12 protein-coding genes and 1 pseudogene are annotated in these 23,096 nt (G+C 63.0%); 4 read left to right on the forward strand and 9 right to left on the reverse strand.

What is annotated here, in order from left to right:
* From ABJF10_RS01765 to ABJF10_RS01780, 4 genes are all read right to left on the reverse strand, one after another.
* Window positions 1-6,473 (reverse strand): sigma-70 family RNA polymerase sigma factor (locus tag ABJF10_RS01765; RefSeq protein ID WP_348542792.1); only part of this gene is annotated, 6,473 nt, incomplete at its 3' end.
* A gap of 84 nt (window positions 6,474-6,557) precedes the next feature.
* Window positions 6,558-8,297: a hypothetical protein gene (locus ABJF10_RS01770; protein WP_348542793.1), complete on the reverse strand. Its 1,740-nt coding sequence runs from the start codon at window positions 8,295-8,297 to the stop codon at window positions 6,558-6,560.
* A gap of 159 nt (window positions 8,298-8,456) precedes the next feature.
* A complete protein-coding gene (locus tag ABJF10_RS01775) occupies window positions 8,457-9,917 on the reverse strand; it encodes a protein adenylyltransferase SelO (RefSeq protein WP_348542794.1) in 1,461 nt (486 codons plus the stop codon).
* A 14-nt stretch (window positions 9,918-9,931) separates the two neighbouring features.
* The gene (locus ABJF10_RS01780) at window positions 9,932-10,675 is read right to left on the reverse strand and encodes a DnaJ domain-containing protein (protein WP_348542795.1); all 744 of its coding nucleotides are present in this window, start codon (window positions 10,673-10,675) and stop codon (window positions 9,932-9,934) included.
* A 138-nt stretch (window positions 10,676-10,813) separates the two neighbouring features.
* On the opposite strand from ABJF10_RS01780, the gene ABJF10_RS01785 reads away from it, so the two are divergent.
* Window positions 10,814-14,008, forward strand: a complete 3,195-nt coding sequence (locus ABJF10_RS01785; protein WP_348542796.1) for a DUF4838 domain-containing protein — start codon at window positions 10,814-10,816, stop codon at window positions 14,006-14,008.
* Between the two features lie 55 nt (window positions 14,009-14,063).
* Here the strand turns inward: ABJF10_RS01785 and ABJF10_RS01790 are convergent.
* Together ABJF10_RS01790 and ABJF10_RS01795 are read right to left on the reverse strand one after the other, a co-directional pair.
* A pseudogene (locus ABJF10_RS01790) lies at window positions 14,064-14,392 on the reverse strand (cupin domain-containing protein).
* A 149-nt stretch (window positions 14,393-14,541) separates the two neighbouring features.
* Entirely contained in the window at window positions 14,542-15,288 is a 747-nt protein-coding gene (locus ABJF10_RS01795) for an SDR family oxidoreductase (RefSeq protein ID WP_348542797.1), read from the reverse strand.
* A gap of 116 nt (window positions 15,289-15,404) precedes the next feature.
* Between ABJF10_RS01795 and ABJF10_RS01800 the strand changes: the two genes are divergently transcribed.
* Window positions 15,405-16,325 (forward strand): LysR family transcriptional regulator, encoded by a 921-nt coding sequence (locus tag ABJF10_RS01800; protein WP_348542798.1) that lies wholly within the window; start codon window positions 15,405-15,407, stop codon window positions 16,323-16,325.
* A 5-nt stretch (window positions 16,326-16,330) separates the two neighbouring features.
* On the opposite strand, the gene ABJF10_RS01805 is transcribed toward ABJF10_RS01800, so the two are convergent.
* Window positions 16,331-17,335, reverse strand: coding sequence for a cobalamin-independent methionine synthase II family protein (locus ABJF10_RS01805; RefSeq protein ID WP_348542799.1), 1,005 nt, complete (start codon window positions 17,333-17,335; stop codon window positions 16,331-16,333).
* A gap of 113 nt (window positions 17,336-17,448) precedes the next feature.
* Between ABJF10_RS01805 and ABJF10_RS01810 the strand changes: the two genes are divergently transcribed.
* Window positions 17,449-18,036 carry a DUF1080 domain-containing protein gene (locus ABJF10_RS01810; RefSeq protein ID WP_348542800.1) on the forward strand — a complete coding sequence of 196 codons (588 nt, stop codon included), beginning with the start codon at window positions 17,449-17,451 and terminating at the stop codon, window positions 18,034-18,036.
* Between the two features lie 168 nt (window positions 18,037-18,204).
* On the forward strand, window positions 18,205-18,585 hold the full coding sequence (locus ABJF10_RS01815; protein ID WP_348542801.1) for a rhodanese-like domain-containing protein: 381 nt from the start codon (window positions 18,205-18,207) through the stop codon (window positions 18,583-18,585).
* Window positions 18,586-18,689: 104 nt separating this feature from the next.
* Here ABJF10_RS01815 and ABJF10_RS01820 read toward each other — a convergent pair whose 3' ends face one another.
* Together ABJF10_RS01820 and ABJF10_RS01825 are read right to left on the reverse strand one after the other, a co-directional pair.
* Complete coding sequence (locus ABJF10_RS01820) at window positions 18,690-19,823, reverse strand: response regulator (protein WP_348542802.1); 1,134 nt, start codon at window positions 19,821-19,823, stop codon at window positions 18,690-18,692.
* 32 nt (window positions 19,824-19,855) lie between these two features.
* Entirely contained in the window at window positions 19,856-22,981 is a 3,126-nt protein-coding gene (locus tag ABJF10_RS01825) for a CHASE domain-containing protein (protein ID WP_348542803.1), read from the reverse strand.
* Window positions 22,982-23,096 lie beyond the last annotated feature (115 nt).

Here is a 23,096-nt window from a genome sequence, read left to right on the forward strand (position 1 = left end):
CGTTGGAAATCTTCGTGGACGGCTTTCGTCTGATCCGTGGTGCTCGCCGCGAGTACTCCATCGGATTCAACACGCGTCAGGCCCATATCCGCGAGGTTCGCCTTCACTCGTGCCATGATGGCATTTACGGTCTTGCGCGCCGCCTCCTTGCTCACGCCGCCAAGGTAGTCGCGTCCAATCTCTTCAAGACTCTTGCCGCGCAGACGAGCCATCAAAACTTCGCGCGGCCGCGGCGCCAGCGATTGGACCGCATCCATCAGCGCCTTGTTGGTCTCGGTCCGGTCAATGGGGCGGGTAACGCTCGCAGCATCAGCGCCGGGGATTCGTGTCGCTGCGGTCTCATGACCGTCCTCGCCCTCCTTCGGCTCATCGAGAGTCGTCTCGTTGTGCGCGGCGTATCGACTCTCCTTGCCGTAAAGATCATTCAGTCGATTGCGAATGGCCCGGCCTGCGTAGTCCGCAAACGAAACGCTGGCGTCCGCCGGGTAGCCGCGCGCCGCGTCGATCAGCGCGTGCTTTGCCTCGCCGGCCACGTCGCCGAATTCCACGCCAGGGATGTTGCGGTATTCGTTGGCGATGTGGAGCGCAAGGCCGACGTTCGCAATCGCGCGATCCTGCGGACTCTTGGCGGCATCCCGGTCCGCCTCCTCGGAACGCGTGCCGCTCGCGAACAGCATCCCGTTCCCCTGCTTGTCCTCTGGCCGTCCGCTGAAAATATCGGTCTGATCCTCACCGGCCCCTCCAGTGAGTCGTTTACTCTGGCCAGCCTTGATCGCCGCAGCCTGTTCGCGCTGTTTTTGGGCTTCTTCCCCACCGGCCCTCCGCTGGAGGCCGGTATCGTCCAGGTTGACGAGATATTTCTGCCCGAGTTCCTTCTCTGCGACCATGTAAACATTCTGCTCCTGTGGCGTCAGTGTGCCGCCGTCGCGCATCTTCGCGGTCAGTCGGCTCCATTGATCGGCCAACACCTTCTCGCGGGGCGTGGCCTCCTTGGACAGTTTGACGGTATCGAGCGAAGGCCCGCCCGGTTCATCGCCACCAAGGCCAAGGTCCATCGTGCCGGTGTCTTTCGTCTTTGATGCGGCCAGTTCATCATCACTCGCCATGCCCTCCCGGCGCCGTGCCTCAGGATTGATCCAGTGCGTTTTGCCGGTGGTCAGTTCCGACTCGAGCGCCGCCAGCAATTCGTTCGGATCGTCGAATCCGAGTCGTTGCGCCAGGTCGTCGGGAGATTTGGCGCTTTCCTTGAATAGGGTGCGGTTCTTCAGCCGTGGCAGGTTCGCGGCTTCGCGCCGCTTGTTGTGGCCGCGAAAGGCGTCGAGAACGCGAGAAAGCTCCTCGCCATAATGGCCCCAGAGCTTGTGAGACTGGGATGGCAGCCCACCCAGTTGGCGCACCGCATCGTAGAGCGACACGCGGGCTGTCGACGGCATCGCCCCTTCGGCTAATTCACGTCGATATTCATCAAGCGCCCGATCGCCTTCATGTGGTGAAACATCTTCCCCACCAGCCTCGCCCGTTCCCCCATGATCCTCGACAGGTGCTTGTCCCGCAATTGCCGGCTGTTGTGTTTCAGCATCGCGTCGATGCTCGCTATCGCCATCACTGCGGCCTTCCTCTCCATCTCCTGCCGGTAGGCTTCCGGATTCGTCCGCGCCATGTTCGCCCGATACTTCGCCGCCCCCGTCAACGGACCAGTCGGGCTCGGAAGCAGTCTCAGCATTGGCAGGCTCTCGCTCATCACTGGAGACAGGACGGTTCTCAGCATCCGGCGTCAACCGAATATCTGTCTTCACTCGATCAGCGCTCGAATGGGTGAGGCTTGGGATCGTGATCGTCTTTCCCTCAAAGCGCGCGTCCCCGACGTATTCATCCGCCGCACCCTTGTTCACGTAGGCCAGCGTCAAATGCGGATGGTAGTCTGGGTAATCGTTCTTGTGCGGGAGCTTGCGGAGCGTCTTGTTCAGCGCGTGAAGCTGCGGACTTGTGACGTCGATCTTCAGAACGTCGTATGGCGAGTCGGCGTTGCTGAATTTGCTGATCTTGCCGAGAGTCAGCGTGATTGGATCATGGCCTTTGATCGCCTCTCGAACTGCGTTTGTGGTATCTCCCTCGCCAGTCAGGCCGTAGAGCGCAGTGACGTGAGGCTCGAATTCGCGCCCGTCCTTCTCTGGTTTTTCTGGATCGCGGTAAACATCGCTATCCGGAATTGACGCAGCGAACTCTTGGAATGGCTTCGCCTCGGCTGGCGGCAACGTGACCTGCGTGCTGCCTTTCTTTTCTTCAGCAGCCTCCGGCGCGGATACCGTCCCCCCGGTGGTATCCGCGCCCTCCACGGCTTCTGCAGGTTTGGCCGCACGCTCTTGCGCCTCGGAAAGCACCTTCTCGGCCCGGCTGAGCACGTCGCGGAATATCTGACTCTTTTGCGCCGATGGCTCGAGGCCGCGGAGATAGTCGACGAAGGATTGAACCGCGCGAAAGACGCGCTCCGTGATCGTCCCCTTCCAGCGCCCGTCGAGGACCATGCGCATTGCCTCCGCGCCTTTCTGGGCATCGGAGAGCTGGTCAAAATTGAGATAGGCCTTGCCGGCACCTTCCTTCAGCGCCGGGTCAAGGTCCGGGTCGTTCCACAGGTCCGAGTAAGTCTGCTGCCACTCGCGGCCGGCCCGGCGCTCGGCTTCGATTTGCACACCGTGCAGGAATTCCTCGCGGACGCTGTTGGCGACCCAGTCCGCAGTGCTGAATCCACGTTTCGCCAGGTTGGCCGATTCCTCCGCGAGCAACTTGGGGTTGATGATCAGTTTGCTCGTGTTCGGGTCAAAATAGATCGCACGGCCAGAGTCGGGGTCGATCTCGGGCGCGCTGATACCGACTTCGGCGAAGAGCTTTTGATTCAGGCCGTAGACGCGGCGCACGGCACCCGTCATCTCGTCGGCGTCGAGGGCGCGATGTTGACCTTGGTCCTTAGGCGCGGTCTGCTCTCCGAATGCGCCAGCGACCTGAGGATTTTCTTCCCCTTGCAGTTGGGGCATTGGTTCTGATGGCGCTGTTTGCCCTGTGGTGCTGGCTGGCTCCTCACCTTGGGATGCCTTCGCCGTTGACGTCGCAGCCTTCAATTCCTGTGCACGGGCGACCTTGACCAGTCGGCCTGTGCTCTCGACTTGAGCCCGTGCTCGTTTCTCGGCTTCGCCAGCATCGGGAGCGGAAATGTCGATCGTGTCGAGCTGCTGTGCACCCGCATTGTCGCCGCGGCTCACGACACGCACCCGGAAGCTCCGATCCGGATTCGGAGCATTCGCCTTCTGCACGAGAGCGTCGGCAGTCTGCCCCATGCGGCCCATGCCGATCTTCACGTGTTGGGCCAGCGCGTCCGCAGGATTGCCGGCGGTTTGCGTCAAAGCCAGCTTGTCGCTGTGGATCGCCGTCGCCTTTTGCAGCGATTGGGAGAGAAGCGGCAGAGCGTCTTCAGTGACGCGCATCTTGCTCGAACCGTCGGGCTCCGTGGTCGTGTGCAACAGCCCGGCGTTCTCCAAAGCCGCTGCCTTCGAGGCGGCAATCGAACCGCCCGTGAGAACGCTCTCCAGATCCTTGACCGCGCGAAGTCCGATCATCTGGTTCGTGTAATCCCGGGCCACCTTATCGTCGGCACCCGCCGAGTTCGCCACGCGTTCAATGGCCCCTTCGCGATCGGGCGTGAGATAGGCATCGCGAACCCCCTCGCCGATACTCATCAGCCCAAAATGCTGGATATGACTGGCGGCGAGACCTTCCTCGGCTGCGTCGAAATCAATGTCGGGGCTGACCGCCTTGGCGATGGCTTTTCGCGTCTCTGTCGGAATGGCCAGCATCATCGCCTGGGAATTCTTGTGCGCGTCGTCCTCCGCTGCTTTCAGCGCATCGAGGTTCTTGGCGGTCGCTGCCGCGTCTCCGGCGCCCTGAGCCGTGGCCACTTTCGCGCGGAGGTCGTCCGCCTTGGCAACGGCCGCGGTCGCATCTTTCGCCGCCGCCGGCGTTCCCTTCGTGGCGCCACCTGAAAGCCCCATCTGGTCGAGGAACTTCGAAGCGTTGGCTTGCATCTGTTGGGCCCACTCACCGGCTTTCTGACGCGCCTCAGCAGGCACGCTCTCATCCGCCGCGATCTTGGAATAAGTCGCGAAATCCGCATCGGTTCCGCTGACGATGTTCCGCGCAACGGGAACGTAGGCGTTCAGGCCGGACTGTTGATGGGCCGTGCTCACTGCGCCATGCAGCGCGAACGCCATGTCTTGTGCGATGCCGCGCGCGTCCGGGGCGAGTTGCCCGCCTTCCATGCCTCGTAGCGTTGCGGATGCGGCCATGTTCATCGCCCCGTTCAGGAAGAGATGGCTCGCGAAACGCGTGAGCGGATTGACCACCTTCGGTAGCACCGCGTTCTCAATCGCAGTCGCGCCGGCGCCGCCCGCCATGTAGAGCGGCAATGCCTTGAGCGTGCTCAGCGCGGCCATGCCGCCCTCGTGTGTCGCCTGGTCGTCGCTCTTCCCTTGCTGCTTGGCTTCATCGAAGGCGTCTGCCGATGCCGACGAGGCGAACTGCACCGCGATCGGAATGGAGTGCAGCGCGATCTGCCCGGCCTTGGCGAGAAGCGTCACAGTCCCTGCCGCCGCAGCCTCGGGCGCTGCCAGCGTAGCCAGCGTCGTCGCCGGGATTGTCGCGAGCACTGTTCCGAGGCCTTCGGCAACGGCGCCTTCGACCGAGTTATTGTAGGCCGGGTTGACCGTGCCCCATTTACCGGACGCCAGTGCCTTCATCCCGTCGGCATTCTGCTTGAACCAGTCCGTTGAAGAATCGAGAACCTTCTTCGGAACGTCTTTCGGCAAGGCGCCGAGTGCGGGCGCGAGAAAGCCGACAGCGGTTGGATTTTGCGCAAGCACGCGGCTCACGCCCTCGGCCGCTCGATTGAGAGTCTGGGAATTCGCCGCCAGCAATCGCGTCCCGAAATCAAGGAAAGGATTCACCCCATTGTCGCGCACGTCGGCGGCAGATTGCGCCTTGGCGGTCTGCGTGTTGATCGCCGCGGCCGCTTGTTCTCGGGTCAATGCGCCCGACGTCACGGCTTGCCGCAGTTGATCCGGGCTCATGTCCGCTCCTGGAACTGGACCGGCGGCCTCGGGAGATTTCCAGCCATGCCACAACGTTGAGCCGAGGGCGCTCCAGAATCCTTGCGGCTTCTCCGTCGCCGGTGGCGGAGCAGCAGGAGCTAGGTTCTTCAACGTGGCGCCGACGTCGACTCCGCCGATGGTCTTCGCACCGGCCTGCTGCGCCTCGCGCGTCGCTTGCGCCATCGCATCTACGTTCGACAAGCCTTGCTGCCCGGCGATGATCTCAGCCGCGCGGCTCTGAATCTTCGCCAGTGGAACATCGTCCGCAGCCGTGGAAATCGCCGCGTTCGCCGGCGGCAGATGGCCGACGGCCCGAACGTACGCCATGTTCGCGAGGTTCTCATTGAGAGTCCGCTGGCTGTCTTGAAACGACTGGGTTTGCTGCCGCACAGACGCGTCCAATTGATCGCGTTGACGATCCAGAAACTCATAATTCGGATTCGCCGCGCGCCAGGTGCTGAGAGCCTGCTGCGCTTCGACCAGCTTCTCTTTATACTTATCGTCGTTCGGATTGAGCGACGCGTTTGCTTGGGCGCTGGTCATCCGCTTCTGCAAGGCATCCGGCAACGGACCGAACGCCTGCATCTGCGCGTCGATCTCGTTCATGTTCGCCTTCGTGGTGGCGATGCTCGTCTTAAACTGGTCAGCGTCGCTCCTCATCAGCCGGCGTTGCTGCAAAAGCTGAGCTAGAGCGGTGACCTGCGGATCTTGCCCGATGACCACGGGCCCGGCGCTCGTCTTGACGAGGATGTTGCCGGTCGCGTGGTCGACCTTGCCTTGACCGGACGCAAGCAAATCGACCTCGTGAATGTCGCCGGTGAGCGGATCGGCAGTGCGACGCACCCAGCGACCGTCGTCCTCAGCCTGATACGGGTCCGAGGTATTGATCTCACGGGCGAGGCGATGCGCCGATGCCTCATTGTCCCGGGCCCGGCGTTCCTCATCGGCCGCGAACTGCGCCGCGTATTCGTTGCGCGGCGCGTAACCCTCGGGGTAGGGCGACGCCGGGAGAAGATCGGACAGGCTGCCAACGCGCTGCTTTACCGGGCGCGGAGAGGCTTGGGGCGCGGCTGGAGTTTCAGCGGCCGGGCTGGTTTCCGCTGGCGTCGATTCCTCCGCGGGCGCACTTGTCTCAGTCTCGGCCGCGGTACCGCCCGAATCGGTCGCCGGCTCGATCGCTTCCGAGGCTGCCGCTGCGTCCGCTACGGTCGTGTCGGCTTTGGCCTGCTGAAAAGCAGGACTCTCGAGACTCTCCGAACCGCGGTCCTCCGAAGCCAGCGGCAAGCGCTCGCTGTCGTCCTCTTCATCGTTGAAGCCGTTCGACATTTGGCTCATGGGTAAAAATAACTTAGGCAGCCCATCTCAATAAACAGAACCAATGCTCACGGCCTGATACGCAGGGGTCATAATTTCAAGTGCTCAATTCCAGCGCGACGTATGCACGAGGTCTGCCCGCTTTGGCTGGCTCTTCACAGCGCGCTTGAGCGGCTGATTCAAGTCGCCAAAAGCGCTGCGGCCCTTCTTCATCATGTCCCGATTCAAAACGGCTGGCTGCCCGGCGGCAGTTTGCACCACTTTTTCACCGCTATTGATGACGGCTGGCCCGATGCCTGGAAATTGCACCGCCTCTGGCTTGTCGCCCGGTCGCGCCCCGCCAACTCCGTGCTGGATTGCAGCCTTTTCGCGCGCCATCGCAGGCTTGATTCCAGAGGCGTAATTTGGAACGCCAAAAGCCGTTCGATCGCCGGGCATGCGATCGCCCGGCAGCACCGTTTGAGCGCCACTCTGCAGGTTCAAGACTTCGGTGGCTCGCAGGGGCGAGGTGACCTGCTCGTTGCCGAATCCCGCAGCTCTCATATTGCCTCGCTCTTCAGCGACCGCACTGGCGTTGTCGTTCTTCTGAGCAATCATCGCGGCCTTCATGTTGGACACCAAAGCTGCGTCACCAGCTCTGTCGTTTCCGCTCTCGCCCGTAGCATCCCAAGTGGTGGAATTTGGCATGTATCCGCCGGCCAGATTCGGCGTGTCGTTGCCTGCATCCGCCCGCGTGGAGATCGCGTCCTTCAACGGCTGAACCAAATCACCGAAAGCTGTGCGCCCCTTTTTCAGAAGGTCATCAGCCACGTTGCTCGCGCCTTGCGCAACGGCTCCCACGGCACTTTTTGCGGTATCGACCATGCTCCCGAACGCCGTGCGCGCACCTTGAGCCACCGCGCTTAGACCGCCTCCAACGCTATCGCCAACCCCGCGGATGGCCGCTCCAGTGCCTTGCGCGGCGACCTGAGCCGCATTCCCGATATCAGCACCAGTCGGAGGCGTAGTCGCGGGGCTCGCGGGAACCGGTGGATTCACTTTCGCCACGTTGCTCGCGCCTTGCGTCTCGGGAATGCCAGGAATCCCGGGAGTCGCCTGCGCCTTTGCCATTTCAGCATTTTGATGATCTTGCGAAGCATCTCGGGATGCAACGGGGCCGAAAGCCGTCTGCACCGTTTTGCCCGTCCCTGCTGCACTCGCGATCTTTTCCGGGTCAGTGCCGGCGGCGTTGTCGAGCGCGTGCTGAATCGATTCCGACTGGAGCGGATCGGCCTTCGAGCCTCCAGCACTCATTCCGCCAGGCGTATACATTGCCTTGTTCGCGGCGAGGTTGGCCGCGTCGGTCGACTTATTGCCGCCGGGTCCAGTGACCGGAGCGGCGAGCGGCTTCGCATGCACCTGCACGTGATCGGCCAGCGAGTTCGTGCCCGAGTCGCCCGGGCGAAAGTTGGTAGCGGGAGGCGCGCCCGTGGTCGACCCGACCCAGCGCGGGCCGCTCTGCGAAGGCATCAAGGTCTCCGTTCCGCCGAACGCATTGCGGCGCGTGTCGCCGAGGGATGGCATCACCTTCTCGGCCGCGCGATCGTTCGAGACAACGGCCTGATTACCCGCAGCGATATTCGGCGTTGCCTTCGCAACGTCGGACTTTTGCGCCGAAACGCCCTGAGCGTTCTCTCGGGTCGCCTGGTCAACTGCGGCATTGTTCTCGCGCAGAGCGACCCCGGCGGCTTGCTGAAGTGCGCCGGCCTGGTTTGCCACCGCGGCTTTGGTCGCAGGCGTGGCGTTGACCGGAGTGTTCACGGTTGGTGTCGTGATCTGGCTCTTGTTCACCGTCGGCGCGGTCACCACGGGAGCAGGAGCGGCAGGTGCGGGCGGTGCGACTGGCACGCCCGGAAAATGCTTGCGCCAGTCTGCTTCCGGCGTGAGTCCACGGCCCGACTGGAGCCCATCCGCTGCTGTCTTCCGGCGGCGGATTGTCCGATTTCCGATGCTCTGCACACTCCCTTACGTGCCGCAAAATGTCCGGTAGGACCCCGAGCCAGACGGCAGACGGTATTCGGCCTGCCGTGGGGCTGCATCGTAGGGCTGCGCCAGGGCGGCCAGCAGTCGCTGCATCACCCCCAAGTCACCTTTTTCGACCGCTGCCGCCAGCGCTTCCTCGACCTTGTGATTGCGCGGTATGATGGCGGGATTGTGGCGCCGCATCAGTTCGGCCGCTTCCCCTGCCGACTGCGGCTGCCGGCTCAATCGGCTTTGCCAGCGCTGGTGCCATTCGTTCCCGGCGGCGTCCGGAAAAAGGGCGGACGAGGAAGCATCGCCCAGGCCGCGGAAGGTATTCGTAAAGTCCGCCTTCGTCTGCTGCATCCAGCCGAGCAGCGACTGGATCAAGGCGGCGTCATCACTCTCCTCGTTGAAAAGGCCGAGCTTGGATCTCATGCCCGCGAGCCAGTGGCGCTGGAAGTGAATCTCGAAACCTTCGATCGCCCCATTGGCCATCTCGACCGCCTGCGGTTCGTCTCCGGGCAGCAGTGGCAGGAGGGCCTCGGCCAGCCGGGCCAGATTCCACTGCGCGATTTCCGGCTGCTGACCGTAAGCGTAGCGCCCGTAGCGGTCGATGGAGCTGAAGACCGTGGCTGGGTCATAGGCATCCATGAAGGCGCACGGGCCGTAATCGATCGTCTCGCCGGAGAGCGCCATGTTGTCGGTATTCATCACGCCGTGGACGAAGCCCACGAGCTGCCAGCGCGCGAGGAGCGCCGCCTGCCGGGCGATCGCCGCTTCGAGCACGGCGAAGCAGGGATGTTGGGCCGCCGCGGCTTCCGGGTAGTGACGGTGCAACGTGTAATCCGCGAGGGCTTGGAGCAGCATCTTTTCTCCACGGGCGGCCGCGTATTGAAACGTCCCCACCCGGATGTGACTCGACGCGACCCGCGTGAGCACGGCGCCCGGCAGTGGTGTCTCGCGGAATACCGGCTCTCCCGTCGTCACGACCGCGAGGCTGCGGGTCGTCGGAATGCCCAGCGCATGCATGGCCTCGCTGATGATGTATTCCCGCAGCATCGGTCCGAGCGCCGCCCGGCCATCACCGCGTCGCGAGAACGGTGTCGGTCCCGAACCCTTGAGCTGGATGTCGAAGAGTCCGCCCTCGGGAGTCACCTGCTCACCGAGGAGAATTGCCCGGCCATCTCCCAGCATGGTGAAGTTCCCGTACTGATGCCCGGCATAAGCCTGCGCCAGCGGTTGCACGCCGGGCGGCAGCGTGTTGCCGGCGAAGATGGCCGGGTCATCGATCTGGTCCGCATCCAGCCCCAGCGATTCCGCCAGCGGACGATTCAGGACCGCCATCCTGGGCTCGCTCACCGGCGTCGGGGCGGCCCGGGCGTAAAACGCCGTCGGCAGCCGGCCATACGAGGAGTCGAGATTCCAGCCTGCTGGCGAGGGTAAGTTACGGATCGGGTCTGTCATGAAGTGATGCGGGCTCAGCGCCCCATGGATCGCGAGATGCGGACCTCGGGACGATACATGATCCGCACCAGCAAATCGCCTCGACCGCCGCGCGGCTTGGGCAGGCCCTCCCCGGGAATGCGCAAAACGGCGCCGCGACCGATGCCAGCAGGGATGGATACCCGGAGCGGCGCACCCGTAGGACCCGCCATCATTTCGGTGCCGCCTTGCTCCGCGCGGCGCGCCTGGATGCGCAGATCGCAGCGCAGGTCCGATCCCCGCGCCTTGAAACGGAAACCGGGCAGCGCCTTGACGCGCACCTGAACGAATCCGCCCGCGAAAGCTCCGCTGCGCGGCAGCCGAAAACGGGTCCCCGGCGCGGTCTCGGGCGGAACGAGGAGGCTGTAGATCTCCGGGCCATCTGGATTCGCCGGATCGTTCACCCGCACGCTCAGGGTCGTTCCGCGCAGGAAGTCTTCGATCCGCAAATTCGCGTCCTGGGAAATATTGCGCTCGATCTTTTGCGCGCCGACGGGCGACCGTGTCACCGCCTCACGCTCCGCGAGTTCCCGGTCATACGCCCGGCGCCGCGCCGGATCGGACAGGACATCGTGCGCGGCGTTGAGGGCCTTGGCGCGTTCGGTGGCTTGTGCGGATCCTCCATTGACGTCGGGATGGTGCCGCTTGGCGAGCAACCGATAGGCAGCGCGAATTTGCGCGAGCGTGCAGCGACGATCGAGGCCGAGAGTCGCGTAGTGATCAGTATCCGGAGGTGTCAAAGCCGGGTGACTATATCCCGCCCCCCTCGACACTTGGCGAATCAAAAGCGTCCTGTTCGCGACCTCGCTTTTTGTTCACTAAGCAGGCGTGAGTGCCGCAGATTTACTATTTCGTCAGCGCATCTGCCATCCCCCGAAATGAATCACACGCTACGAGTTCTCGCCACGCTGCTGCTGACATCGCTTTCGGCGCTGCGCGCCGCCGATGTTTTCCTCGTGGAAGACGGCCGGCCGCGTTCCGAAATCGTGATCGCGGAAAAGCCAACCCGCACCGTGCGACTCGCTGCGCAGGAGTTGCAGAACGACATGGAAAAAATCAGCGGTGCGCATCTGCCGATTGTCACCAGTCCCAGCACCCAGGCGGTGCACGTGTTCGTCGGGCGGAGCAATTACACCGATCAGCTTGGTATCACGGCCGACAGGCTGAAGGACGGGGCTTATCGCATCGTCTCCGGGGCCGATTGGCTGGCCCTCCTCGGCGAGGACACGGAGTTCACGCCCGTCGAGCCATGGGCCAAGGGCAACGCCGACCTCACCAGCGGCCAGTCGCAATCGGAATGGGATCACATGACCGGTGCCTTGTGGGGCCTACCGAACCGCCTGATTTACAAAGATCGCTTCGGCGTGCCCGCCGCCACGGGATTGCCCGACGCCGAGCGGGCGCCGGGTGGTAAACGGCCGCCTCTCTACCTCTGGAGCCAGGACGAGCGCGGCTCGTTCAACGCGGTGTGCGGTTTCGTGATGAAGCTCGGCGCGCGCTGGTACATGCCGGGCAACCTGGGCGAAGTGATGCCGTCGCTGAAGACGATCGCCCTGCCCAAGGTCGACGAAACCGTGCGGCCCGATTTTCCCATCCGCCAGGTGAACATCACCTTCGGCGTTCATGGGGCAGACCTGGCGCAGTGGGCAATGCGGCTCGGTGTGCGCCATCCCTATGGCTTCAGCATCGCCCACGGCATGGCGGAGATGACGGACCGCGACGAGGTCTTCGCCCAGCATCCCGATTGGTTCGCCCAGGTGGGCGGAAAGCGAACTTTCAAGCGGGGGGCCAACAACCACCTCTGCTACTCGAACGAAGAACTCATCGCCGAAACCGTGCGCAACGTGCGCGCCCAATTCGATCATTTCAAAATGGACGTCGTGTCCATCATGCCTCCCGATGGCTACACCGCCATCTGCCAGTGTCCCCTCTGCACAGGCAAGGATTCGCCGGAACGCGAGAATCGCGGACTCGCCTCGGATTACATCTGGGGCTTTGTGAATCGCGTCGCCCGGGAAGTGCGCCAGACACACCCGGACAAAAAAGTCCTGAACTGCGCCTACGGAATCTATTCGCTGCCGCCGCTGGGGATACCAAAGCTCGAGCCAAACGTCGTCGTCGGCATCGTGGGCGGCCGCCGACTCACCAGCACCCGGCCCGAGGAAATGGAAGAGCTGCGCAAGTTCCGCGAAAGCTGGCAGGCGAAGACGGACAACCCGGTCCTGATCTTCGAAAACTACCCATTCACCGATCGCGGTTGGTACTTGCCGTCATTCACGCCGCACACCTTGGGGGCCAGCATCAACGCGACGAAAGGAACATCGCAGGGCGAGGACATCTGGCTCAGTGTGCCGGTGGATTTTGAGAAAAAGGGCGCCGGGCTGAATCACTTCCTGATCTATTTCACCACCCGCATGTACTGGGGCGGCAGGAATGCGGATGTGGACGCCATGTTTCGCGAATACGTGCGGCTCTTCTGCGGGCCCGCCGAAGCGGAGATGAATGCCTTCTTCGACTATTGCGAGGGAAACTGGCAGGCCATGGAAAAGGAGAAAGACAAGGCCGACACCGCCCTGGCCCTTTTTGAGAAGGCCAAAGCGAAAGCGGATGGGGTCTACGCCCAGCGCCTCGCGCTCCTCGATGATTATCTGAAAGGCCTGCGCAACAAATCGCAGCAACTCGGCCGTCTCCGCGGCCCCGTGCCCGTGCTGCGTCTCGTTCAAGACCCCAGCGGGAAAATCACCATCGACGGCAAGCTCGACGAGGAGGCGTGGACAAAATGCCCGGCCGCTTCCACCGTCAAGCTCCGTGAGTTGGAAACCGGCCGGCCGCCTGCCCTCGGCACGACCGTAAAGTCGTTTTGGATCGGGCACGATCTCTACTTCGGCATCCGCTGCGAAGAGCGACGCGGCGAGAAACTCCCTATCGGCGCCACACGCAAGGACGACAGCTCGCTCTGGTATGGCGACGCCGTGGAACTGCTCATCGAAACGGAATCCCATTCCTACTATCAGATCGCCATCAGCCCGAATGGCATGATCACCGATCTCGACCGGTCCGCGACGAGGGACAAGTGGTTCACCTGGGATTCCAATGCCGAAATCGCCACCCATATCGAGGACGACCATTGGGACATCGAAGTGCGGCTGCCCATCACCGAGGACGAGAACGATCCGCTGCACCAGATCATCGGGCACAAGCCTACGGTCAGTCTGCCCTGGCATATCAATATCTGCCGCCAGCGCCTCCGCGACGATGGCGCGGAATACAGCGCATTCTCCCCGACAGGCGCGGCTGATTTTCACCACGCCATGAAATTTGCGACCTTCTACGACGGCCTGTCGCATCAATTCGAGGCGGCTGCACCAGACGATGATTTTCTGGAAGCGATGCGCAAAGCCTCGGAACTCACGCGCACGGGCCACCGCGAGGAAGCGCTCGCCGCCTACACCGCAGCCGCCTCAGGAAAAACCACTCCGCTGCAGCAATCGCACGGGCTCGAACTGGCCGCCGCCATCGCCGGCCGCCTGGGGAGGTTTGCCGTCGCGGATGATCTCGCCGCGCGCATTCCCATCGACGCGGTGAAAAAGACGGTGCAGATGCAGAATCTGCTCGATCAATCCAAAGCGGCGCAAGCCATCCAGCAGTTTGGAGCCGAAGATATTTCGAAATGGCCCTTCTGGAAAATCGGCGATGCCGCCGCCGCCCGTGGCCGGGCTGGGTACCTGGCCAGGGACGGCGCCCGGGCCGCGCGGGATCTCCTCCTCGCTGCATCGTATCTCACCGATCCAAACCTCAAGGGAGAAACCCTCCTTACGCTGGGCGCGACCTATCACGACCTTCTGCAGGACGACACGAAAGCCATGGCCGCCTATCGCCAAGTGTATGACACCTCGAACGTCTTCAAGCAATGTACCGCGGCCGTCGCCATCGCTGACATCCTGCGCCGCCAGGGCAAAACCGCCGAAGCGCGCGCCGAGTTGAACCGCATCGATGAGTCCAAGGTCAACAACGAGACCTATCGCCGCATGCTGGACAAGGCCAAGGCGGCGGCGGACGAAGCGAACAAGTAGGTCGCCTACCGGCAGCGTCGACGCCGCCGCCGCCACGGTCGATTTCCCGGAACGGCTAATTTTTCACCGGCACCAAGATCGGCGCACCCCTGTCCTTGACCAGGAGCACCAGAAACTTGGCCGGCCTCGTCTTGCTGGCGTTTTCCCCCACCAGATGAACGCCCTTGGGACCTTCGTAGAACGTCTGCCCCGGATGAAGCGTCACCTTCGGGTTCCCTTTCATCTGCATCACGATCGAGCCCTCGAGCACATAGACAAAGGCATTCGCATTGTGGCGATGGGCGTGGTCCTTGGACCCGGAGGATAAGTCACCAAAAGCATGGTGGCTTCCTTGCCCGCGATATTGGGCAGGGGCTTCGTCATCAAGGTCTTGACCTGGGCCATCGGTTCGGCGGCGGAGGCGCTCACGACCGCGCACGAAAGCAAGAGGATACGGTGGAGTAGCGTCACGTTCCTCCAGCGGGCGCGTGGTGCCAGGGTGGTTGCGCTTGGAAATTCTGTTTTTGTGTTCATGAGTTTGTTCCTTTGGAGTGTTAGTTCGCGGTCTTGAGCCAGTCTTCAAAACGGGTCGCGCCGAGGCGCGGGTGATCGCCGGGCCTCAGGCTCTGATCGTCAACCGCGACGCCGTAGTATTTTGCGTTGGCGTCCGTGGTCACCGTCCGCGCGTCGTGGTTTGCGCTCAGGTACATCCGGGCGCTTTCGTCCAGGCCGATCGACTCAGGGCCCGCCACCTCGATCATGCCGTTCACAGGCTGGGCGACGGCGGCTTCCGCCACCGCAGCGGCGACGTCCTCCGACGCCATCGGCTGGTAGAGCGCCGGCGGCAGCCGCACCGTCTGCCCCTCGGTCGCGGATTGGGCGATGCCGCCCACGAACTCGAAGAACTGCGTGGCGCGGACGATGGTGTAGGGAATCGGCGAAGCCTTGATCAGGGTTTCCTGGGCCATCTTTGCGCGGAAGTAGCCGCTCTCGAGCAGGCGCTCGGTGCCGACGACCGACAGCGCCACGTGATGCCCGACACCGGCGGTGGCTTCCGCGGCCAGAAGGTTGCGGCCGGACTTCTCGAAGAATTCCAGGACGGCCTTGTCCTCCCACACCGGAGCATTCGCGACATCGACGACGACCTGCGCGCCGGCCAGCGCTTCCGACAATCCCTCGCCCGTCACCGTATTGACGCCCGAGGACGGGGATGCCGCCAAAACTTCGTAGCCCTGCTGACGCAGGTTCTTTACGACCTTTTTGCCGATCAGCCCGCTGCCGCCGATGACCACGATTTTCATGCTGTTCCCGTTGCTTTTTTTGATGGAAGAATTGGTATTCATAGCGGCGCCATCATTCGCCGGCCGTTGCCTGCCGAGTAGCCGTCGATTGCCAATATCAGCTATTCACAAACTGCATGACCGCGTTCGAGGATCTCTCCCTGCTCCGCGCTTTCGTCTGCATCGTCGAGTGCGGCAGCATTTCCGCGGGCGCGCGGCGCTTGAAGGTTTCCCAACCGACGTTGAGCCGCCAGTTGCGCGCATTGGAGGAACACAGCGGCGTGGCCCTCTTGCGGCGCGATACCCACGCGATGTGCGTCACCCCGACCGGCCAGCGTTTGCTGACGGATGCCCGGAACCTGCTCGCCCACGCCGACGAGGCGGACCTGCGTCTGCGCGAGGATCAAATGGAGTTGAGCGGCCACCTGCGTTTGTTTGCCACGATCGACTGGGGCCAATGGACGGTCACGCCGATGGTCAGCAGCTTTTTGCAGCTCCATCCCAAGGTCACGGTGGAACTGGCGCTCACCAATCGTCCGTTGCACATGCTACGCGAGGGTTGCGACATCGGCATCCTGCCCGGCAAAATTGCCGATGAAAGCGTCGTGGCCCGGCCCGCCGGCGCCATCGTTCTCCATCTCGCCGCGGCGCCTTCGCTGGTGAAAAAATATCCCCTCGCCAAAAAGCCGGACGACTTGAAATCCTGGCCCTGGGTTTCGATCAGCGGCTTTCAATTCTGGAGCTCGAAGGAGGTCACGCTTTTCTCCCGCCGCGACACCGAACAGACCCTCCGCATCTCGCCTATCCTGATTTCGGAAGGCTTGACGAGCATCCGCGAAGCCGCCCTCACCGGTCTGGGACTCGCCGTTCTCCCGGATTGGCTCATCGCCGAAGACCTGCGCGCCCGGCGACTGGTGCGCGTGCTCCCGCAGTGGAAAGCGAAGGACGTCCCGCTGCACGTTGTCTACGCCGGACAACGCCTCTTGCCCGCCCGAGTGAGCGCCTTCATCGACTTCTCCGTCGCCTACATGACGAAAGAATTGGCGCGCTACACGTAGTATTGCTACCGCGCGAGGTAAAGGTCCCGTCCCTTGACCAAGGCCTCCATCTTGCGGTCCGCGACGCTACGCTTGAGCATCCAGAAACCGCAATCCGGATGCGCCCAGCCGATGCGACCGGCGCCGAGGGCTTTCTCGGCGGCTTCGAGGCGGCGCGCGACTTCGTCGGCGGTTTCGATGTGGTTGACCTTCACGTCGATCACGCCCATCCCGAGGCTGATGCGCGGGTCGACGTCGCGCAGGGCTTCGAGGTCGTCCGGCGGGCGGTGGGCGATTTCCAAAACAAGATGGTTCGTGTGCAGCTTGGAAAGGAAGCCGGTGAGCTTCTTCCACTCGCCTTTCTGGATGGTCTGTCCGCCGTAGTTGCCGAAGCAGAAGTGCACGGCGCGCTCGACCGGCACGGCGTCGAGCACGCGATTGATCGCCTCCGCGGCGAGATCGGCGTCCTCGGGGTTGCCGGTGACATTCGCCTCGTCGACTTGCACGCAGGCGCAGGGCAGTTCGCGCACCTGCTCGGCGAGGAGGTCGGCCAGCGCAAGGGTGAGGCGCTCGAAATTGTGGTAGTGCTCATCGAGCAGCGTCCGCGCGAGCATGTAGGGGCTGGTGACGGTGAACTTGAACGGCCCTGGCGCAACCGAGGCCGCGAGGGCGCAATCCGCAAAGAGATTCAGCGAGCCCTCCGTGACCGGGCCGGTGACCACCCCCGCCGGCTTGCGGCGGAAGCCCATATTGGCCGTGCCGGAAAAGCGCCGCCAGGCCGTGACCCCAACCGCCGCGTTGATCCCGCCCAGCGGACGCACGAAGTAGTCGATCATCCCATTGGTATCCGGGTGATTGGTGTCGAAGCGGTAGAGCTCGCCATCCGTCGGGAGATCGATCCCGGCCTGGTGTTGAATGCCAAAGATGACGCGCGTGGCATCGAGCCGGGCCTGTTCACTGGGCAGCGCCGCCAGCCACTCGGGCAGCGGATACGAGCCGACGGTCGTCGTGCGAATGCGGGGGGAAGACATGGGGAAAGGATGAAGGCGGAAGGATGAAGGCGGAAGAAAAAATCGCGCAGCACCCTGTCCCTTCATCCTTTCCCCTTGCCTCTCCCCACCCGCCCTCACAAAACTCCCTCCCCATGAAATTCCTCCCCCCGCTCTTTGCCATCCTGCTCTTCCCTCTTGCTCTGCTCGCCGACGACTGGAAGCCCGAAGCGGGCTTTGTGAGTCTGTTCAACGGCAAGGACCTCACCGGCTGGCATTATCTGGACGAGCCGGCCAATGTCCTCGACGGCAAGACCGAGGCAACGGATGGCCGCTATTCCGGCAAGGACGGTATTCTCACCGTCCACCCGCATGACGCCGCCAAGGGCCCACGCTTGCGCCAGTTCTGGACGGCGCAGGAGTTCCCGAAGGATTTCATCCTGCGCATCGAATTCCGCGCGGTAGTGAACGCGGATAGCGGCATCTTTCTACGCAAGCCCCAGCTCCAGTGCCGCGACTACCTGGTGGCCGGCCCCTACAAGACCCTCACCAAGTACAAGCCACAGGAATGGAACGAAATCGAGGTGGTGGTGAAGGACAACGTCGCCCATTGCACCTGCAACGGCGAAGTGCTGGAAGAGGCGCTCAAGCTCCCCCCAACCGGCCCCATCGGCCTCGAAGCCGACCGTGACCAGATGGAATACCGGCACATCCGCATCAAGGAGCTGCCCGCGGGAAACTAAGAAGTTGCGAAACTTCGGGTCATCCATAGCGTTGCAACGTCCGTAACCAAATTCGTGGGTTTCTTCGCCTTCCGGGGCTCCTGCATCCGGATGGGGAAGGCTCGCGGGTCGCTTCGCCGCCTTCCTGCGGTGGAGGCGGACACATCCAAAACCAAAACCATCCACCACATGAAGAAATTCCTCACCCTCCTCGCCGTTGTCTTCGGTGCCGTCGCACTCCATGCCGGCGAATATCCCGACATCAGCATCACGGAACTCAAGTCCGCCATCGCGGACAAGAAGGTCACCCTGATCGATGCCAACGGCTCCGACTCGTTCGCTTCCGGCCACATCCCGGGCGCCATCGACTTCCAGTCGCAGAAAGCCGCCCTCGCCGGCAAGCTGCCCTCCGACAAGAGCGCGCTCGTCGTCGCCTATTGCGGCGGCCCGACCTGCAACGCCTACTCGGCTGCCGCCAAGGTGGCCAAGGAACTCGGCTACACCAACATCAAGCACCTCTCCGCCGGCATCTCCGGTTGGAAGGATGCCGGTGCGCCGCTCGAGAAGTAAGCCTCGACCGTTCTCATTCCAAGCGCCTCCTGCGATGAGTGGGAGGCGCTTTTTTTATTCCAGAAAACTACCACTCACCGACGGTTACAGTGTTGGAAGGCCGTTCAGGGCGATGCGGGCAAATCCGGGGGCGGGAGCGTAAAGGAGAAGGTCGCCCCGCAGTCCAGTTCGCCTTCCGCCCAGACGCGCCCTCCGTGGCGATGGACAATACGTTGCACGATGGACAAGCCCACGCCCGTGCCCTCGAACTGCTCGTCCCGGTGCAGCCGCTGAAAGACGCCGAAGAGCTTGTCGACGTATTGCATGTCGAATCCCGCCCCATTGTCCTGAATAAAAAAGACGCCTTCGCCGTTTTCCATCCGATGGCCGACATTTACTTTCGCCTCCTTTTTTCGGGAGGTGTATTTGAAGGCATTGGCTAGCAAGTTGTAAAACACCTGTTGAAGTAAGGACGGATCGCCGACGCATTCCGGCAGATCCCCCACATCCACTTCGATATTCCGGTCGCCCTGGAGTTTGCGCAGATCTTGCAGAACGGCCTGCACGAGGTTGGAAGTATTCACGGGGCGCCTGGCCAGCGCCTGCCGGCCGAGCCGTGAAAAGCGCAGAAGATCGTCGATCAACTGGCCCATGCGACGCGCGCTCGTCGTCACCCTATCCAAAAGGCGGCCCGCTTCGTCCGGCATGCCATGTCGGAAATCCCGGTCGAGGATACTCGAAAAGCCGTCGATGGCCCGCAGCGGGGCGCGCAAGTCGTGGGAAACGGAATAGGAGAACGCCTCCAGTTCCTTGTTCGCCACCTCCAGTTCGGCGGTGCGTTCGCGCACCCGTTTTTCCAACTCGGCGTTTTCCAGCCGGAGCCGGCGCATAGCCAGCGCGCGGGAGAGCACCGGCAAAATCACTCTCAGCTCGAAAGGCTTGAGAATATAGTCGAGCGCTCCCGCCTTCATCGCCTCCACGGCCGTGGCGATGCTGCCCGCGCCGGTCATCAGGATGCCTACCAGATGGGGATCCGTTTCCCGCGCCGCCCGCAGCAGCGCGATGCCGTCCATCCCGGGCATCATCAAATCGGTGAGGAGCAAATCGAACTTCGTTTCCCGCAAAGCCACCAGAGCGGCCTGGCCCGTGGTAAATCCCACCGTCTCGTAATCATGATCCCGCAACGTCTCACAAAGCGCCTTCATTTGGGGTGCTTCATCATCCACGATGAGGATCCGAGCCGTTGGGGGAGCTGCCATGGACATCGTTGTCGTCTTATTCCCGACGCGACTCAAGCCTTCGCGGGCGGACAGCAATGCGCGAGAGCCGCGCGCAGTTCGTGCAGCTTGGGCGGCTTGCTGAGGACATAGTCCACATGCGGCGAAACCTGACCTTCCGCCACCAGCCGCTCGCCCCAGCCGGTATGCAGAATCACCGGGGTGGATGGCGACCCAGCCTTGATTTCGCTGGCGACCTGGCGCCCATCCACGCGCGGCATGCCCAGGTCCGTAATCACCACCGCGAACGATTCCCCGCTCTCCTGCGCCTGGCGAAACGCATCGAGGCCTTTCTGGCCATCGTTCGCCGTCACGACCACGTGGCCATCGGATTCCAACGTCTGGCGGAGCGAATGCAAAACCACTGGATCGTCGTCCACGACCAGGATGCGCAGCCGCGAAGGCACCACACTGATCCCAGAAGAATGGACTATTTCGGCAGAAGCCTCGCTGGGGACCGGAAAACTCAAGCGCACCGTGGTCCCCTGGCCGATCGCACTTTCGATCCGCACATCTCCCCCGTGCCGTTTCGCCATTCCGTAGACCATGGCCAGGCCGAGGCCCGTGCCCCGCTCGCCTTTCGTGGTAAAGAACGGCTCCAGACAGCGACGCCGGGTGTCCTCATCCATGCCAGCGCCCGTGTCGGCCGCCTCCACGTAAACCCGTTGCAGGAACCCCACCGGACCCGACGCTTCCTCCGCCGTTCCGGTGCGCAAGGTCAGCGTTCCGCCGCCGGGCATGGCATCCACGGCGTTGAAGATGAGATTGGTGAGCGCATCCCGGATTTCGCTCTCCGCCCCCATCACGGCCGGCAACTCCCCGGCCAGCTCGGTCCGCAATGCAATCACGATCCCCTGCTCTTGCGGCACGACACTCCAGCGGGCGCGGGTGAGGTCCACGACTTGTGGCACGAGTCGATTCAAATCCACCGGCACCAGCGTCAACTGCGGTTCCCGGGGGCGGGAAAACTCCCGCATGCGGGCCACCGTCTCCGCCACGCCTTGGATGGACTGCCGGATGGTTTGCAGATTGTCGCGCGCCCGCTCGCTGAGGTTCGGCTCCTTCTCCAGCAACGATTCCGTATAGAGCACCACCGGGGAGATGGCGTTGTTGATATCGTGGGCGATGCCGCTGGCCATCTCGCCGAGCGCGCGCAAGCGTTCCTGTTGCATCACCACCTGCTGCGTCTGGCGCAATTCGTCGTAGGCCTGCTGCAATTCCCGATAGAGCTGCGCCTGGTGCGAGGCGAGCGCGACGTGCTCACTCAACTGCCGCAGGAACTCACACTCCCCGCTGCTGAAACCCTGCGCCGCCCGGCGGGCCGCGATGAGCACGCCGAAGACTTTGCTCTCGACCAGCAACGGGGCCGCCACCATGGACTGCAGCCCGCCGCCGGCCAGGCGTTGGGGGAAGGGAAACGCCATCTGGCTGAGTTCCGGTTCGTAGACCAATTGACCGCGCACGCAGCGGGACAAGCCATTCTGGTCAATGTCGATGCGCGCCTGTTCCGTCATGGCCAGTTCCATCGCGAGCGCTGCGCTGTGCTCACCGACTCCCGTCACGGTCAGCGTTTTGTCGGCGTCGGAATAAAGACCGACACAGCAAAAATCCACGGGCAGGTGATCTTCCAGGCTGCGGATGACGACCTGAAGAATGCTGGCCAGATCCTGCCGTTCGGCGATGGCGCGCGTCGTGCGGCTGAGCAGATCGAGCCGGCTGAGTTGCGCCCGCAGCTTTTGCTCCGCCTGCTTCCGCTCCGTGATGTCCATGAGGCAGCCGAGAATGGCAGGCCGGCCATTGTATTCGGTCCGGCCGCCGTGGGCTTCGAGATCGACCACCCTGCCGTCTTTGCGCAACCCATGGAGCATATAGTGAATGCTCTCGGCTTCGCCCTGTAGACGTTTTTCGAGGTTCTCCTTCACCAGCGCGCGACTGTCTTCCGCGATGAAATCAAACACGGGCTGGGAGCTGAGTTCCTCCAGCGTGCAGCCGAGGATCTCCGCCATCTTGGGATTGCCGTAGGCAAATCGGTCGTCCTGGATGACGTAAATGCCCACGAGGGATTGTTCGACCAAACGGCGGAACCGGGCTTCCGCCAGGCGCTGCACTTCCGCGTGCTCTTCCGCAGCGGTGCGGCCTTTGGCCTGGGCCAACGCCAAACCGAAGAGCAAAAAACTGACCACCGTTCCGCAGAGCACGATGAACGGATGGAGAGCGTAGCCCGACCCCTTGATGAACTCCTGGTGCTTGGAAAACGCGACTGTCCAGGTCCGGTCGGCCACGGCCAGAGTGCGGCTCAAGACGGGGTATTTCCCGGGCCCGCGAGCGTCCGGAGGCCGGGAGTCATAGAGGAGGTGCGCGGCATCCGCCTCCCGACCGTCAAAAATCTGGAAAGTGATTTCCGGCGCCGCGCGGGCCGCGGAAAACACCTGGAAGAAATCCTCGAGATCGAAGGAACAGAAGACCAAGCCGTAGAGTTGCGACATCCGCTCTGCAGCGATGGGGGGGACATGCCCGGTATAGTAGGCGGGCGCGAGGAGGAGGAAGCCGGTCCACTTTTTCCCGGCGGCTGGCGAACTGGCCGCGAAAACGGGCGAAGCCGTCGTTTGCCCCGTGGCGGCGGCGTGCTCCATGGCCGGCCGATTGGTCGGATCGGAATAAAGATCGTAGCCCAGCGCGGCGGTGTTTCGGGCATCCGCCGGGGCCAGATAAAGGATCGGAACGAACTCGTTGCGGTCGGAATCGGGCCAGATGTGAAAGGTGGGATTGTCCTTCCTCGCCTTCTCGATGTTCGCCGCTTTGCCCTCCTGGGTCATGCCCCAGGCGAATCCCATGCCTTGCACGCCGGGGTAGTGCTGTCGTAGTTGCAGCGCATCCACATAGGCTTGGAATTGCTCCGGCCCCATTCCGAGTTTGGCGGCGGCCAGCCCGCGCAAGCCATCGAGCAGAATTAGGTTTCCATTGATCACTTGCTGGAATTGTTGCTGCGTGCGCTCGGCGGCATTCTCGAACCGGGCCTTTTCTTTCGCCTGCTCGAGCCGCGCCATCCCCCGGGCGCCGATCAGCGTCAGGAGCAGGGCGACGGCCAGAATCCCATAGGGCACCCAACTCGGGCGCGAAGCAGTCGATCGCTGGGGCATGTCCCGGTTCATACTAGGTGACTATCTCGAACAGATTTCATGCCGCTGTGGGCGAATAGAGGCTGCGAAATAAGTCGGTCAATTGGGAACTTTGGCCGGCGAATCACACGGATCA

The organism is Chthoniobacter sp. (assembly GCF_040003245.1).
GTDB lineage: Bacteria > Verrucomicrobiota > Verrucomicrobiia > Chthoniobacterales > Chthoniobacteraceae > Chthoniobacter.